Source organism: Aeromicrobium sp. (assembly GCF_025965075.1).
GTDB lineage: Bacteria > Actinomycetota > Actinomycetes > Propionibacteriales > Nocardioidaceae > Aeromicrobium.
The window spans coordinates 1-15,384 of sequence record NZ_JAOPXQ010000038.1; the positions used below are offsets into that span (position 1 = coordinate 1).

Genomic DNA, 15,384 nt, shown 5'->3' on the forward strand with positions numbered 1-15,384 from the left:
CCCACGACATGACCGGGCGCCGCAAGGTCCAGCTCGCCAACGGTCGTGAGCTGTCGGCGTTGGAGATCCAGGCCGAGTACTTCGGCAAGGCCGCCGAGTTCGTGGACAAGAACGGTCTTCACACCCCGACGATCACCCGGGCGCTCGACCTGTGGGAGCGCACGCTCAAGGCCGTGGAGTCCGAGGACCTGTCGCTCGTCGAGCGCGAGATCGACTGGGTCATCAAGTACAAACTGCTCGATCGCTACCGCTCGGTCCACGGGCTCGGCTGGGGCGATCCGCGCATCGCCCAGCTCGACCTGGCCTATCACGACATCCGGCGCGACCGCGGCATCTTCTACCTGCTCGAGCGCAAGGGCGCCGTCGCCCGCGTGACCAACGACCTCGACGTCTTCGCGGCCAAGTCGATCCCGCCGCAGACGACCCGGGCCCGCCTGCGCGGCGACTTCATCAAGCGCGCGCAGGAGCGCCGTCGTGACTTCACGGTCGACTGGGTCCACCTCAAGCTCAACGACCAGGCCCAGCGCACGGTCCTGTGCAAGGACCCCTTCCGGTCCCACGACGAGAGGGTGCAGCGGCTCATCGACGGGATGTGACGCCGAGCGGGTTGCCCCCGGTGGATACCATGGGCGACGTCCTGTTCCACCACCCTGAAGGTCGTTCCTGTGCGTCGAATTCTCCTGGCAACACTCGCTGCAACCGGCCTCGTGCTCGCAGGTTGTGGCGGTGACTCCGACGGAGCAGAATCGCTCGACAGCATCAAGGTGAGCTCGGCGGCCAGCCCCAAGGTCACGGTGCCGAAGGGCTTCACGGCGACCAAGACCGCCAGCAAGACGCTCAAGCCCGGCAGCGGCGACTCGCTCAAGGCCGACGACCTGGTCAAGCTCAACTACGTCGCGGTCAACGGACGGACCGCCGGCGAGTTCGACAACTCCTACAAGGCCAAGACCCCGCTGACGATCACCCTCAACGAGACCTCGGTGCTGCCCGGCTTCATCAAGGGCCTCGAGGGCAAGAAGATCGGCAGTCGCGTCCTGGTCGCGATCCCGCCCAAGGACGGCTTCAACGCCGCGCAGGAGCAGCTCAAGCTCAAGAAGACCGACACCATGGTGTTCCTCTTCGACGTCGTGTCCAAGGTCCCGACCGAGGCCAGCGGCAAGGCCGAGAGCCTCCCGTCGGACGTCCCCAAGATCACGTACGACAAGAACGACCACCCGGCCGGCTTCACGCCGACCAGCAAGACCAAGAAGAAGGTCACCAAGCAGTCCATGGACGTCGTCATCCAGGGCACGGGCGCCAAGATCACGAAGGGCCAGACCCTCACGACCCAGTACGTCGGCGCCAAGTATGCCGACGGCAAGGTCTTCGACGAGTCGTGGACGACGGCTCCCCGTCCCAACCAGATCGGCGTCGGAGCGCTCTACCCCTGCTGGGACGAGCAGCTCGTCGGCCAGAAGCTCGGCAGCCGGGTCGTCCTGGTGTGCCCCCCGGCCAAGGCATTCGGCGACAACCCGCCGCCGACCGGCGTGGACAAGAAGGATCCCGTCATCTTCGTGATCGACTTGCTCGACGCTTCCTGACATCCTCTCCCCATGGCCGAACGCAAGACAGAGAGGTTGATGAACCTCATCTTCGCCTTGCTGGTCAGTCGCCAGTACCTGACGAAGGAACAGATCCGCGAGTCGATCGCCGACTACCGCGACTCGACGCCCCAGGCGTTCGACCGCAAGTTCGAGCGCGACAAGGAAGAGCTGCGCGAGCTCGGCATCAACGTCGAGATGGGGCAGAACGACAAGTACTTCAGCGACGAGCCGGGCTACCGGATCCGTCGCGACGAGGCCGAGCTGCCCCATCTCGAGCTGAGCCGTGAGGAGGCGGCCGTGATCGGGCTTGCGACCCAGGTGTGGGAGCACGCGGGCCTGGCGAGCGACTCGACGACGGCACTGGTCAAGCTCAAGGCGATCGGGGTCGACGTCGACACCAGCGTCCTGCGGATGGCCGAGCCCAAGCTGTCGACCGACGAGCCGTCGTTCGATGCGATGTGGGACGCCGTGACCCGCCGGGTGCCGGTCACGTTCGTCTACGCGCGTCCCGGCGGCGAGGCCATGCGGCGGCACCTGCAGCCGTGGGGCATCATCTCGTGGCGCGACCGCTGGTACGTCGGAGGAGACGACCTGGACCGGGGCGAGCCGCGCATCTTCCGGCTGTCCCGGGTCATCGGCGAGGTGGAGGCGACGGGAGCGGCCGGATCGTACGAGGTCCCGGAGGGCACCGACATGAAGGTCCTGGCCCGGGCGCTCTTCCCGCCGGCACCGGAGGTCGCCGCCGTCCTGCGGATCCGTGAGGGCCGCGGGCAGTCGTTGCGCCGCTTCGCCGAGTCGATCACCCCGACCGGCGACGGCTTCGACGTCGTGGAGATCCGCTACTCCTCGACCTGGGAGCTCGCCTCCGAGGTCGCGTCCTACGGCCCGGACGTCGTGGTCGTCTCACCCCCGGAGGTGCGCGACACCGTGATCCAGCGGTTGCGCGCCGCCGTCGACGGCAGCCGGGAGGCGAGCTCATGAGCCGTTCGCAGCAGCAGGTCGTACGGATGCTGGCCCTGGTGCCCTATCTGCAGGGCAACGACGGCGTGCCGGTCAACGAGGTCGCCGAGGAGTTCGGGGTGACTCCCAAGGTCATCCGCGACGACTTGCGGCTGCTGATGTACACCGGCACCGGTGAGTACGCCGGTGAGCTCATCGACTTCGACCTCACGGCGCTGGAGGAGGACGGGATCGTCCACATCCGGGACGCCGAGTTCATGACCCGGCCGCTGCGGATCAGCGCCCGGGAGGGCATCGCCCTGATCGTCGCCCTGCGCACGCTGCGCGCCTCGGCCTCCGGCTCGGAGCTCACCGTGATCGACGGTGCCCTCGCCAAGCTGGAGAGCGCCGTCGGCGAGACCGCGTCCGCCGCGGTCGACGTCGTGCTCGACGAGGTCGATCCGGCGATCCACACCACGATCGTGCACGCCCTGACGGCCGGCAAGCGGCTCGAGATGACGTACGCCACCGCGTCCCGGGACGAGAAGACGGACCGCGACGTGGACCCGCGTCGCCTGTTCACCGAGCAGGGCAAGCTCTACCTCGAGGCGTGGTGCCTCAAGGCCGAGGACCTGCGGTTCTTCCGGCTGGACCGCATCATCGCGGCCCGGGCCACGGCGATCGACGCCGAGGACCACGACGTGCGGGCCCGCGACCTGTCGGACGGCTTCTTCACGGTGGGGGAGGAGACCCCCTACGCGCTGGTCGACCTGCACCCGCGGGCGCACTGGCTGACCGAGTACTACCAGGTCGACCTGCTCGAGCAGTCCGACGACGGCACCTGGCGGGCCAAGCTCTACGGCGCGGACTGGTCGTGGCTGCGCCGGCTCGTCCTGCGCAACGCGGGCTCTGTCACGGTCATCGAACCGGCCGACCTCCGTGCGCAGGTGGTTGCCGACGCCCGGCTGGCCCTGAGCGCGTACGATGGGGACGTCACGCCCTATAAGGAGTAGTCATGCGCAATATCGGCCCCACCGAGATCCTGATCGTGCTCGGAGTCGTGCTCCTGCTCTTCGGCGGAAAGAAGCTCCCCGAGCTGGCCCGCGGGTCGGGCAAGGCGCTGCGGATCTTCAAGACCGAGGTCAAGGCACTGCACGACGACGATGACGACACGCCCCCGAAGCCCGCTTCCCTCGAGACCGTCGAGGCGAGCGAGCAGGACAAGAAGCCCGAACAGGGCTGACGCTTGGCGCTTCGGCGCGGCACGCCGGCCCCGGCACCGGGCGGCACGATGCCGCTCATGGGACACCTGCGCGAGCTGCGCACCCGGTTGGTGCGCGCGGTCCTCGCAATCGTGGTGGGAACGGTCATCGCGTGGATCTTCTACGAGCCGATCCTCGACTTCCTGACCCAGCCCTACAACGACGTCCGCCCGATCCTGCGTGACGAGGGCATCGACACGGACATCGTCGTCACCGGGATCGGTGGGGCGTTCCAGTTCCAGCTCAAGATCTCCCTGGTCGTGGGCCTGCTGATCTCGAGCCCGGTGTGGTTGTGGCAGATCTGGGGCTTCGTGCTGCCCGCCCTGCACCGGCACGAGAAGCGCTGGGCACTGCTGCTCACCGCCACGGGCGCGCCCCTGTTCGTGGGCGGCGCAGCGCTGGCGTACATCGTGCTCCCCAAGGCGATGGAGGTGCTGATCGGCTTCGTGCCCGACGGCTTCGGCAGCCTCGTGACCGGTGCGGAGTACTTCGACTTCATCATCCGGATGATGCTGGTCTTCGGCGTCGCCGCCGAGATCCCGCTCATCGTGGTGGTCCTCAACCGCATCGGGGCCGTCAGCGCGGCCCAGCTCGCCCGCGCCCGCCCGTGGACCGTCATCGGGATCTTCATCTTCGCCGCGATCGCGACCCCGACGACGGACCCGCTGACGATGCTGTTCCTCGCCGCACCCATGGTGGTCCTCTACCTGATCTCGGAGATCATCGCGAAGCTCACCGACCGCAGCCGGGGCAGGGCCGCCGCCGCGCAGGCGCTGGGTGACGACGAGGCGTCGAGCCTCGACGACTGATCCCGTCCGACGATCTAGTCTGCTGTCATGCATCTCGCGCTGGTGGTCAACCCGACGTCGGGCAAGCGGCGTGGTGAGGCGATCGCCGCGCAGGCCTCGGCACGCCTGCAGCAGGCCGGCCACACGACGGTCACGGTCCAGGGCGAGGACGCACCCAGCGCCCGCGACCAGCTCAAGCAGGCGATCGACACGGGTTTGCACGCCGTCGTCGTGGTCGGCGGTGACGGTGCCCTGCACGGGGTGCTGGACCACGTCGCGGACTCCGACCTGGTCTTCGGGCTGATCCCCGCCGGCACCGGCAACGACACGGCCCGCTCGCTCGGCATCCCGACCGACGACGTCGACGCCGCGGTCGATGTGATCGCCGCTGGTCATGTCCGCACGATCGACCTCGCCCGCACCGACCAGGCGTACGTCGCGACGGTCGTCGCGTCGGGCTTCGACTCCAAGGTCAACGAGCGGGCCAACGCGATGCGCTGGCCTCGCGGCAACATGCGCTACAACATCGCGATCGTCCAGGAGCTCTCGTCGTTCCGTCCCCTCGAGTTCACCCTGACGCTCGACGGCACGACGATCGAGCGGGAGGCGATGCTCGTGGCGGTGGGCAACGGCCCGTCGTTCGGCGGCGGCCTGCGGATCTGCGAGGGCGCCGTGATGGACGACGGGCTGCTCGACGTCGTCGTGATCAACCCCGTCAGCAAGGCGACGTTCCTGCGGGTCTTCCCGCAGCTCTACAAGGGCACCCACGTGACCCTGCCCGAGTTCGAGCGGCACCGGGTCCGCCGGGTGACCGCCTCCTCGCCCGGCATCGTCGCGTACGGCGACGGGGAACGGCTCGGCCCGCTGCCCATGACCACCACGATCCAGCCCGGCGCGCTGCGCGTCTTCACCCCTGCACCGCCCGCGTAGGCTGGACGCATGACCTCCCCGGCCGAGAAGTACTCACAGTCCCGCGCCGCCAGGGCCCACCCCCACCTCGCAGAGTTCCGCGGCCAGTACGACTTCGGGCTCGACGACTTCCAGGTCGAGGCCTGCAAGGTCGTCGAGGACGGCCACGGGGTCCTGGTCGCGGCGCCCACCGGCTCGGGCAAGACGCTGGTCGGCGAGTTCGCGGTCCACCTGGCGCTGGAGACCGGCCGCAAGTGCTTCTACACGACGCCGATCAAGGCCCTGTCGAACCAGAAGTACTCCGACCTCGTCGAGCGCCACGGCCTGGACCAGGTCGGCCTCCTGACCGGCGACAACACGATCAACGGCGAGGCACCGATCGTCGTGATGACGACCGAGGTCCTGCGCAACATGCTCTACGCGGGGTCACGGACGCTCGACACCCTGGGCTACGTCGTGATGGACGAGGTGCACTACCTCGCCGACCGGACCCGCGGCGCCGTCTGGGAGGAGGTCATCATCCACCTGCCCGAGTCGGTCTCGGTCATCGCGCTGTCGGCGACGGTGTCGAACGCCGAGGAGTTCGGCGACTGGCTCACCGCGGTGCGTGGCGACACCGTCACGATCGTCGAGGAGCGCCGGCCGATCCCCCTGCACCAGCACGTCCTGGTCGGCCGCAAGATGTTCCCGCTGTTCGAGCCGAGCGCGGACGACCGCGGCACCGAGGTCAACAAGGCGCTGGAGCGGATCGCCCGCGAGGACTGGCAGCTCGGCCGGATGATGAAGGGGCACAAGGGCAAGGGTGGCAAGCGCCCACGCAGCCGTCACCGCACGCCGAGCCGGATCGAGCTGGTCGAGCGCCTCGATGCCGAGGGGCTGCTGCCGGCGATCTGCTTCGTGTTCAGCCGCGCCGGGTGCGCTGCCGCCGTCACGCAGTGCCTCGACGCCCGCCTGACGCTGACGACGCCGCAGGAGCAGGCCGAGATCGGCGCGTTCGTCGACGCGGCGTGCTCGCACCTGCCGGAGGACGACCTGCACGTCCTGGGCTACTACGAGTTCCGTGACGCGCTGGTCCGCGGCATCGCCGCCCACCACGCGGGGATGCTGCCGACGTTCAAGGAGTGCGTCGAGGACCTGTTCAGCGACGGCCTCGTCAAGGTCATCTTCGCGACCGAGACGCTGGCGCTCGGCATCAACATGCCGGCTCGGTCCGTCGTGATCGAGAAGCTGTCGAAGTGGAACGGCGAGACCCACGCCAACATCACGCCGGGGGAGTACACGCAGCTCACCGGCCGCGCGGGCCGCCGCGGCATCGACGTCGAGGGTCACGGCGTCGTCCTGTGGCAGCCGGGCCTGGACCCCAAGCAGGTCGCGGGCCTCGCGAGCACCCGGACGTACCCGCTCAACTCCTCGTTCCACCCGTCGTACAACATGGCGGTCAACCTCGTGGGCCAGGTCGGCCGCACCGTCGCGCGCGAGCTGCTCGAGCAGTCGTTCGCCCAGTTCCAGGCCGATCGCGCCGTCGTCGGGATGGCCCGGCAGATCCGCAAGGCAGACGATGCCCTCGACGGCTATCGCGAGAAGGTCGTCTGTGAGCTCGGCGACTTCATGGAGTACGCCTCGCTGCGCCGCGAGCTCAGCGACATCGAGGCGTCGGGGTCGCGGGCCCGCCGGTCCGCCGACCGCGACGAGGTCATCGCGTCACTGGTCAAGCTCCGGCCCGGCGACGTCATCAACGTGCCGGTGGGCCGCTGGTCCGGCCTCGCGGTCGTCCTCGACCCGGGCCGGGTGACCGACAACGAGGGGCCGCGCCCCATGGTCCTGACCGCCGAGCGGCACGCCCGGCGTCTCGCGATGGTCGACTTCCCGACCCCCGTCGAGCCGCTCGCCACGATGCGTATCCCCAAGTCGTTCAACCCACGCAACCCGCAGGCCCGGCGCGACCTCGCCTCGTCACTGCGCAGCCGCGCCGACGCTGCCTCGTGGAGCCAGGAGAAGAGCCGCCGGGACCAGCCCACGCGGGAGGACCCGCGGATCGCCGCGATCCGCGAGAAGCTGCGCGACCACCCGTGCCACCAGTGCCCGGACCGCGAGAGCCACGCCCGCTGGGCCGAGCGCTATCTCAAGCTCGAGCGGGACACCCGCAACCAGCGCAGCCGCATCGAGCAGCGGACCAACACCGTCGCGCGGCAGTTCGACCGGGTGTGCGAGGTGCTCGACGTCCTGGGCTACCTCGACGGTGACGAGGTCACGCCCGACGGCAAGAAGCTCAAGCGCCTCTACAGCGACCTGGACCTGCTGGTCAGCGAGTGCCTGCGCGGGGGAGTGTGGGCCGAGCTGGACGCTGCCGAGCTCGCCGCCGTCATCAGCGGGTTGACGTACGAGTCGCGCCGCGACGACGACATCGCCGCGCCACGGATCCCGACCAAGAACGTCCGGGAGGTCGCGGCGACCATGACGGACCTGGCGACCGAGCTGCAGCAGCTCGAGAAGGAGCACCGGGTCAAGTTCCTGCGGCAGCCGGACTTCGGCTTCGCGCAGGCGGTCTGGCAGTGGTGCCACGGAGCGACGCTCGACGACGTGCTGGGCGAGATGGATCTCGCCGCCGGTGACTTCGTCCGCGCCATGAAGCAGCTCATCGACGTCGTGGCCCAGGTCGCCGACGCCGCCGGCCCCGGGTCGGTGCGCACGACTGCCCGCGAGGCCCTGGACCAGCTCCGCCACGGGGTCGTCAGCTACACCAGCATCACGAGCTGAGCCCTCAGACCGGATCCGTCAGCGCAGGGCCGTCAGCACGCGTTCGGTGACCCCGCCGAGGCCCCAGGTCTCGGCGAACGCGGTGAACCCCTCGACGTCGACGGTGCCGGTCAGGTCGGGCATCGGGCAGACGTCCCGGCGCACCGCGACGACCTCGCGGGCCGCCGTGACGTAGCCGCCGGAGTCGAGCAGGGACTGGCGCACCCTCGGCTTGATCGAGGAGAACGGCTGCTTCGCCGCGGCCAGGATGCCGTCGAGGTCGCCGAACTCCGAGAGCAGCACCGCCGCGGTCTTGTCCCCGATCCCGGCCACGCCGGGGAGGCCGTCGGACGGGTCACCCCGCATCACCGCGAAGTCGACGTAGTCGGACGCGTCGATGCCGTAGCGTCCCCGCATCCACGCGTTGTCGACGACGTCGTGCTTCGATACTCCCTTGGCGACGTACAGGACCCGGATGTCGCGATCGTCGTCGACGAGCTGGAACAGGTCGCGGTCGCCCGTCACGACGTCGACGGGTCCGTCCCACACCTCGGCGAGGGTGCCGATGACGTCATCGGCCTCGGCGTCCGGCGCCCCGACGACGGGGATGCCGAGCAGGCCGAACGCCTCCGCGATCAGCGGGACCTGCGGGCCCAGCAGGCCCTCGGTCGTGTCGGCCTCGCCGCCGTCGGCGTCGAGACGCTGCGTCTTGTAGGTGTCGAGGAGGTCGACCCGCCACTGCGGCCGCCAGTCGTCGTCCCAGCAGGCCACGACGGCCTCCGGCGCGTACTGCGTGGTCAGTGTCGAGGTGAAGTCGAGGATCCCGCGCAGCGCGTTGACCGCGGTGCCGTCGGGGGCCGTGAGGGTCTTCGGGATGCCGAAGAACGCACGGAAGTACAGGCTCGCGCTGTCGAGGAGCAGAAGTCGACCGTGGGACATGTCCTGAGCCTAGGCGGTGCCGGGCCAGGACATGTCCCACGGTCGGGGACGAGACGGGTCAGCGCGTCGGCGCGTGACCCAGTGCGTCGCGCTTGGCCGCGCCGAGCTTCTTCGCCGACACCGCCTTGCGCTTCGCGTCGCCGTACAGGCCGGTCTTCGACAGGGCCAACGTGCCGACCGAGTGCGCGGCGGCGTCGCCGAGCTCCTTGATCGCCTTGGTGCTCAGGTTGGTGATGTCGTCGCACGCCTGGTGGTAGCAGGCGTCGTACGCGGCGCCGGCCGTGCCACCGAACAGCGTGGCCTCCTCGGCCGTCTTGATGCCCTCGGCGCCGCTGAACAGGCCACCGGCTGGGATGCCGACCTCGATGAACGGGCCGTAGTCCGAGCGCCCGTCGAACGACGTGGGTGCCGAGGCGAGCTTCCTCTTGGCGAAGTAGCTCGTGAACACGTCCTCGATCTCAGCCGATCCGGCAGGACCGGAGTTGCCGTCGGACGAGCCGTCACCGTCGTAGACGAAGCGCGCGTAGTTGGGCGAGCCGATCATGTCGAAGTTGAGGTTGGCGTAGATCTTGTCCCGCTGCGCGTCCGACAAGGTCTCGACGTAGTGGTAGGAGCCCAGCAGGCCCTTCTCCTCGGCGGCCCAGAACGCGAAGCGGACCGGCCGCTGCGCCTTCTTCGCCAGGCCCGTCTTGACGTACTGCTTGGCGATCTCGAGGATGTTGGCGCTGCCCGAGCCGTTGTCGTTGATGCCCGGGCCCTCGGCCACGCTGTCGAGGTGGGCACCCACCACGACGACCTGGTCCTGGTGCTTGGTCTTGCGCGGCAGGTCGGCGATGACGTTGGTGGTCTCCCGGTTGAGGTCGACCTCGGTCCTGGCCGTGACGCGGGCCGTCGAGGGAGCCGCGGCCAGCGCGACCCCGTCCTCGTACGACGTGCCGACGACGGGGATGCCGACGGGCTCGCCGAGCGTGCCGGTCAGGAGCTCGGTGCGGCCCTCCTGGCCCTCGTTGAAGATGATCGCGGCGTCGTAGCCCGCGGTCTCGGCGTTGGCCGCCTTGACCCCGAAGGTGCAGAAGCCGCGCTGGATCAGGGCGATCGCCGGGTCGGGTCCCGGATCCGGGAAGTCGCCGAGCTCGCAGCCCGACGGTGTCGAGCCAGCCTCGCCCGGCGGGATGACGAGGTTGATCGGCGTGACGGCACCCGTCACGTCGCCGGACCCGGAGTAGTCCATCGCCTGGGTCTCGATCGTCCGCTCCTCCGGCGTGAGCTGGGTCAGCGTCGCGGGCTCGAGGTCACGGCTGAACGGGAACGTGAAGGTCTGCTTGGTGACCTTGTAGCCGGACTTCTTGAGCTGGGCCGCGATGTAGGCGACCGAGGCCTCGTGGCCCGGCAGGCCCGAGGCGCGGTTGCCGTCGTTGCGGTTGGCGATGACCTGCAGCTGCCGCAGCGTCTTGAGCTGGCCGTTGACCGTGACAGCCTTGGTCAGCTTCGACGTGTCGACGGGCTTGGGCTTGGACTTGGCATCCGCGGGTGCGGACACGACAAGGCTGCCGGTCAAGATGACGGCAGCCGCGGAATACAGCGCTTTGCGCATGTGGATCCCCCGATCTGTGTGGTGTGCATCACACCTTAGGGGAGGATCCAGACAGTGTCATGGGGCAGTTGGTCCCTACCGCTCAGCTCGGCGGGGTGCCACCCTCGCCGAGCTCGCGCCGCTTCTGCTCCCGGTAGATCTGGCGCTGCTCCTCGGCCCTGGCACGCAGCGATCGCAGGTACGCCTCGTCGTCCTCGGGGCTCGACGGCAGCGGTCGGGCCGACAGGCCACGCTCAGGAAGGGCTGGACCGTGATTGCCCTTGTAGGGCATCGACGGCGCCGGCTGGGGTCGTCCGGCGACGAGCCACGCGATCGAGCCGATGACGGGCAGGAACAGGACGAGCAGCAGCCACACCGTCTTGCCGAGGTTGCGACAGACGCTCTCGTCCGTCGTGATGACGTCGAGCAGGCAGAAGACCCACAGTGCCAGCGCGACGACACCGAAGACACCATCCAGGTACAGCACCGGTTCCCCCTCGTCCCGAAGTCGACACATCATGGCACCCCGAGCGGCGGGTGTGCAGGCGAATCGGCAGTCGGGTCCCACCGGTATCGTCGTCGTGTGAGCACATGGCGCAAGGCACAGCAGCTGGCAGCAGCGCAGGGCATCGACGCCCTGCTCGTCACCCCGGGAGCCGATCTGCGCTACCTGACGGGCTATGTCGCGCTCCCGCTGGAGCGCCTGACCTGCCTGGTCCTGCCCGCCGTGGGTGAGCCGACCCTCGTGGTGCCGGCCCTGGAGCGCAAGGCCGCGGTCGCCTCCGGGGTCGATGTCGCGATCGAGACGTGGAACGAGACCGAGGACCCGTACGCCCTGGTCGCCGATCTCGTCGGCCCGGTCACGACGATCGGGGTCGACGACCACATGTGGGCCTCGCGCGTCTTCGCGCTGGGTGAGGCGATCCCCGGCGCCGACCAGGTCCTCGCCGGGTCGCTCGTGCAGGAGCTGCGGATCCGCAAGGACGCCGACGAGATCGAGGCGCTGCGCGAGGCCGGTCTCGCGATCGACCGGGTCCACCGCCGGGTCCACGAATGGCTGCGCCCCGGCCGCACCGAGCGCGAGGTCGGCGCCGACATCGCCCGGGCCATCATCGACGAGGGTCACGTCACGGTCGACTTCGTCATCGTCGGCTCGGGACCCAACGGCGCCTCGCCGCACCACGAGGTGTCCGACCGGGTCATCCAGGAAGGCGATCCGGTCGTGGTCGACATCGGCGGCACGATGCCGTCGGGCTACTGCTCGGACTCGACCCGCAACTACCTGGCCGGCGGCACGGTCCCCCCGGAGTACGCCGAGGCGTACGCGGTCCTGCACGAGGCGCAGCGCGTCCAGCGCGAGCACGCCCGGCCGGGCGTCACGGCCGAGTCGGTCGACCTGATCGGGCGGCAGATCATCGCCGACGCCGGCTACGGCGACCTGTTCATCCACCGCACGGGTCACGGCATCGGGCAGGAGACGCACGAGGAGCCCTACATCGTGGAGGGCAACGAGCTCGTGCTGGAGGAGGGCATGGCGTTCTCGATCGAGCCCGGCATCTACTTCGACGGCCGGTTCGGCGCCCGGATCGAAGACATCGCGGTGTGCACCGCCGACGGCCTCGAGGTCCTCAACAACACCCCACGCGAGCTCGTCGAGCTGTGACGCTGCCCCGGCCCGCGTGGCGCGTCGCGAGGCCGGCGGCCACCGCCAGGATGCCCGCTGCCGGGTGGCGTGTCGCCTGGCCGGCCGCCCTGGCCCTCGGGGTGCTGTCGGCGCTGGGCTTCGACCCCGTCGGCCTGCCGTTCGCGATGGTCCTCGCCGTCGCCGGCCTGATCCTGGTCGCCCGCAGCCTGGCCACGGCCCGCAAGCGCACCGTCGCGGTCGCCGGCCTGCTCTACGGCGTGGGCTTCATGGGGCCGCTGATCTGGTGGATGAACGCCGTCAGCCACGGTGCGTACGTCGGCCTGGCGCTGGCCGAGGCGCTGTTCTTCATCCCCATCATGCTGGCGCTCCGCGCGGTGACCCGGCTGCGGCTCTGGCCGTTGTGGGGCGCGGCGGTCTGGGTCCTGGGGGAGTGGGCGCGGGGCCGGTTCCCGTTCACGGGCTTCCCGTGGGGCCGGCTGGCGCACACCTCGATCGACACGCCGTTCGCGTCGTACGCCCGGCTCGTCGCGATGCCGGCCACCAGCGCGATCCTGTTCGTCGTCGCAGCGCTGCTCGTGATCGTGGCCACGGGCCACGGCGCCCGCGCCCGGGGCGCCGCGCTCGCCGGGATCCTCGCACTGGCCGGCCTGGGCGCCGCGCTCCCCACCGGCATCGCCGGCGCGGAGGGCACCCGGCAGGTCGCGCTGGTGCAGGGTGACGTCCCCGGCGTGTTCCTGACCTGGCCGATCGGAGAGATCTTCAAGCTCCACGCCGCCGAGACCGACCGGCTCGCGAGCCGGGTGGAGACCGGGAAGGTGCCCAAGCCCGACATGGTGCTGTGGCCCGAGAACGCGACCGACACCGACCCGTCCTACGACCTCGCGGTGCGCCGGCGGATCGAGGCGCTGTCGGCCCGCCTGGACGCCCCGATCCTCGTCGGCGGGATCTTCGACGGCCCCACCACCGAGACGGCGCTCAACGCCGGCGTGGTCTGGACCGCGGCCGGCCCGGGGGAGCGCTACATCAAGCTCAAGCCGGTCCCGTTCGGCGAGTACGTCCCGTTCCGGAAGGAGGCCGGGGCGATCGTGGACCGGCTGGCGCGCGACATCCCGCGCGACATGCTCCCCGGTGACGAGCCCGGCGCGATGCGCATCGGGAACACCATGATCGGCGACACGATCTGCTACGACATCGCGTACGACGGCGTGACCCGCCGTGCGGTCGACGGCGGCGCGCAGATGATCGTCGTGCAGACCAGCAACGCCGCGTTCACCGGCACCGCGCAGCCCGAGCAGCAGTGGGACATCTCCCGCCTGCGGGCGATCGAGACGGGCCGCTGGGTCGTGGTCCCGTCGACCAACGGCATCACCGGGGTCGTGGACCCCGACGGGTCCGTCGTCGACCGCGCGCCGATGCACCAGCCGGCGACGATCAGCGCCGAGGTGACCCTGGCGGGCGGCCGGACGCCGGCCCTCGTGGTCGGCGCCCCGCTCGAGTGGGCCCTGGTGATCCTGGGTCTGGGAGGATGGTGGCTCGGCACACGCCGGAGGGAGACCGGGAACGCATGAGGACATTGATCGTCGTGCCGACGTACGACGAGTCGGCCAACCTGGCCTGGATCGTGGAGCGCATCCACGCCGCCCAGCCGGACGTCGACGTGCTCGTGGCCGATGACGGATCGCCCGACGGCACCGGCGACATCGCCGACGGGCTCGCCGCGGCCGACCCCCGGGTCCACGTCCTGCACCGCACGTCCAAGCAGGGTCTCGGCTCGGCCTACCGGGCCGGCTTCGCCTGGGGCATGGACCACGGCTATGACGTCCTGATGGAGATGGACGCCGACGGCTCGCACCGCCCCGAGGACCTCGAGCAGATCCTCGCCGCCAGCGCGGCGGGCGCCGACCTCGTGCTCGGCTCGCGCTGGGTGCCCGGTGGCGGCGTCGTCAACTGGCCGTGGCACCGGCGGATGATCTCCCGCGGCGGCACGTTCTACGCCCGACTGATGCTGGGGATCCCGGTCCACGACGCGACGGGCGGGTTCCGCGCGTTCCGCCGGGCCACGCTCGAGCGGCTGCCGCTCGAGGAGGTCGCGTCGCAGGGCTACTGCTTCCAGATCGACATGACCCGCCGGGTCCTCGACGCCGGCATGTCGGTCGTCGAGGTGCCGATCACATTCGTCGAGCGGGAGCGGGGCGAGTCCAAGATGAGCGGCGCGATCGTCCGCGAGGCGCTGTGGCGGGTCACCGTGTGGGGCCTGGCCCGGCTGGTGCCCGGCCGACTGCGCCGGCGGCAGGCACTGGCCACGACCCGCTGACGGACGTCAAAAGACCCCGGCCGAGGCCGGGGTCTCTCTCCACGTGGGGCAGGGTGCCTCAGGCGCTCTTCTTCTTGGCCGCGCTCTTCTTCTTCGCGGGCCGGTGCAGGTGCGGCGGTCCGATCTCGCCGCCGCGGAGCAGCTCGAGCCGCTCCGTGAGGATCTCCTCGAGCTCCGCCTCGGAGCGTCGCTCCAGCAGCATGTCCCAATGGGTGCGGATCGGCTTCTCCGCCTTGCCTTCCGGCTTCTCCATGTCGGCCCGACGACCGATCTGTCCCGTCTTCGGGTCTTCCCACTCGTACGGGATCTCGGCCTCGTCAGCCATGGTCACCGTGAACGTGTGCCCGTCCGGGCAGACGTACTCGACCTGCTGGCGGGGAGCCATTTCCACGCCGCGCTCGTCCTCGAAGCTCTGTGTCCCGAGCCGAGCACCTCGCAATGCACGTTCAGCCATGTGCGTCCCCTCTCTTGTGCCTTACGTCTACCAACGTAGATGACACACATGAGATTCCCCTAAGTGGCATCTGCTCAAACATGTCAGAGGATGGCCGGCGGAACGTTGCCCGCCTCGAGCACACCCGTGCGGGGGTCGAGGCGCCACAGCAGAGCGCCGCCGACGACGAAGAACAGGATGAGGGCCAGGATCGCGGGACGGTAGGAGTCCGTGACCTGGTGGACGATGCCGAACACCAGCGT

The 15,384-nt window shown here is 69.9% G+C and carries 15 protein-coding genes; 11 read left to right on the forward strand and 4 right to left on the reverse strand.

Annotated features, from left to right (window positions below):
• From JWQ91_RS02275 to JWQ91_RS02310, 8 genes are all read left to right on the forward strand, one after another.
• The coding region (locus tag JWQ91_RS02275; protein ID WP_297780251.1) for a proteasome accessory factor PafA2 family protein at nt 1–596 on the forward strand (596 nt) is incomplete at its 5' end.
• 168 nt (nt 597–764) lie between these two features.
• Nucleotides 765–1,580: an FKBP-type peptidyl-prolyl cis-trans isomerase gene (locus tag JWQ91_RS02280; RefSeq protein WP_297780254.1), complete on the forward strand. Its 816-nt coding sequence runs from the start codon at nt 765–767 to the stop codon at nt 1,578–1,580.
• Nucleotides 1,581–1,592: 12 nt separating this feature from the next.
• Nucleotides 1,593–2,564: a WYL domain-containing protein gene (locus tag JWQ91_RS02285; RefSeq protein WP_297780257.1), complete on the forward strand. Its 972-nt coding sequence runs from the start codon at nt 1,593–1,595 to the stop codon at nt 2,562–2,564.
• A complete protein-coding gene (locus JWQ91_RS02290; protein ID WP_297780259.1) occupies nt 2,561–3,535 on the forward strand; it encodes a WYL domain-containing protein in 975 nt (324 codons plus the stop codon). Before JWQ91_RS02285 ends, JWQ91_RS02290 begins: the two co-directional genes overlap by 4 nt.
• Nucleotides 3,536–3,537: 2 nt before the next feature.
• Complete coding sequence (gene tatA / locus JWQ91_RS02295) at nt 3,538–3,765, forward strand: twin-arginine translocase TatA/TatE family subunit (RefSeq protein ID WP_297780261.1); 228 nt, start codon at nt 3,538–3,540, stop codon at nt 3,763–3,765.
• 57 nt (nt 3,766–3,822) lie between these two features.
• Nucleotides 3,823–4,593 carry a twin-arginine translocase subunit TatC gene (gene tatC / locus JWQ91_RS02300; protein WP_297780263.1) on the forward strand — a complete coding sequence of 257 codons (771 nt, stop codon included), beginning with the start codon at nt 3,823–3,825 and terminating at the stop codon, nt 4,591–4,593.
• 27 nt (nt 4,594–4,620) lie between these two features.
• Nucleotides 4,621–5,502 carry a diacylglycerol kinase gene (locus JWQ91_RS02305; protein WP_297780266.1) on the forward strand — a complete coding sequence of 294 codons (882 nt, stop codon included), beginning with the start codon at nt 4,621–4,623 and terminating at the stop codon, nt 5,500–5,502.
• Nucleotides 5,503–5,511: 9 nt separating this feature from the next.
• The gene (locus JWQ91_RS02310; protein ID WP_297780268.1) at nt 5,512–8,238 is read left to right on the forward strand and encodes a DEAD/DEAH box helicase; all 2,727 of its coding nucleotides are present in this window, start codon (nt 5,512–5,514) and stop codon (nt 8,236–8,238) included.
• 18 nt (nt 8,239–8,256) lie between these two features.
• Here the strand turns inward: JWQ91_RS02310 and JWQ91_RS02315 are convergent, their stop codons facing one another.
• From JWQ91_RS02315 to JWQ91_RS02325, 3 genes are all read right to left on the reverse strand, one after another.
• On the reverse strand, nt 8,257–9,156 hold the full coding sequence (locus tag JWQ91_RS02315; RefSeq protein WP_297780270.1) for a 5'-3' exonuclease: 900 nt from the start codon (nt 9,154–9,156) through the stop codon (nt 8,257–8,259).
• Nucleotides 9,157–9,214: 58 nt separating this feature from the next.
• Complete coding sequence (locus JWQ91_RS02320; RefSeq protein WP_297780274.1) at nt 9,215–10,696, reverse strand: M28 family metallopeptidase; 1,482 nt, start codon at nt 10,694–10,696, stop codon at nt 9,215–9,217.
• A gap of 136 nt (nt 10,697–10,832) precedes the next feature.
• Nucleotides 10,833–11,216 carry a PLD nuclease N-terminal domain-containing protein gene (locus JWQ91_RS02325; protein ID WP_297780276.1) on the reverse strand — a complete coding sequence of 128 codons (384 nt, stop codon included), beginning with the start codon at nt 11,214–11,216 and terminating at the stop codon, nt 10,833–10,835.
• Between the two features lie 96 nt (nt 11,217–11,312).
• On the opposite strand from JWQ91_RS02325, the gene JWQ91_RS02330 reads away from it, so the two are divergent.
• Genes JWQ91_RS02330 through JWQ91_RS02340 form a run of 3 tightly spaced genes read left to right on the forward strand, consistent with a single transcriptional unit; the run spans nt 11,313 to nt 14,688 of the window.
• Nucleotides 11,313–12,392 carry a Xaa-Pro peptidase family protein gene (locus tag JWQ91_RS02330; RefSeq protein ID WP_297780277.1) on the forward strand — a complete coding sequence of 360 codons (1,080 nt, stop codon included), beginning with the start codon at nt 11,313–11,315 and terminating at the stop codon, nt 12,390–12,392.
• A gap of 50 nt (nt 12,393–12,442) precedes the next feature.
• Nucleotides 12,443–13,942, forward strand: coding sequence for an apolipoprotein N-acyltransferase (gene lnt, locus JWQ91_RS02335; protein ID WP_297780280.1), 1,500 nt, complete (start codon nt 12,443–12,445; stop codon nt 13,940–13,942).
• Complete coding sequence (locus tag JWQ91_RS02340; RefSeq protein WP_297780283.1) at nt 13,939–14,688, forward strand: polyprenol monophosphomannose synthase; 750 nt, start codon at nt 13,939–13,941, stop codon at nt 14,686–14,688. The genes lnt and JWQ91_RS02340 overlap by 4 nt, the downstream gene beginning before the upstream one ends.
• Nucleotides 14,689–14,746: 58 nt before the next feature.
• On the opposite strand, the gene JWQ91_RS02345 is transcribed toward JWQ91_RS02340, so the two are convergent.
• Nucleotides 14,747–15,142 (reverse strand): RNA polymerase-binding protein RbpA, encoded by a 396-nt coding sequence (locus tag JWQ91_RS02345; RefSeq protein ID WP_297780286.1) that lies wholly within the window; start codon nt 15,140–15,142, stop codon nt 14,747–14,749.
• Nucleotides 15,143–15,384: the final 242 nt, after the last annotated feature.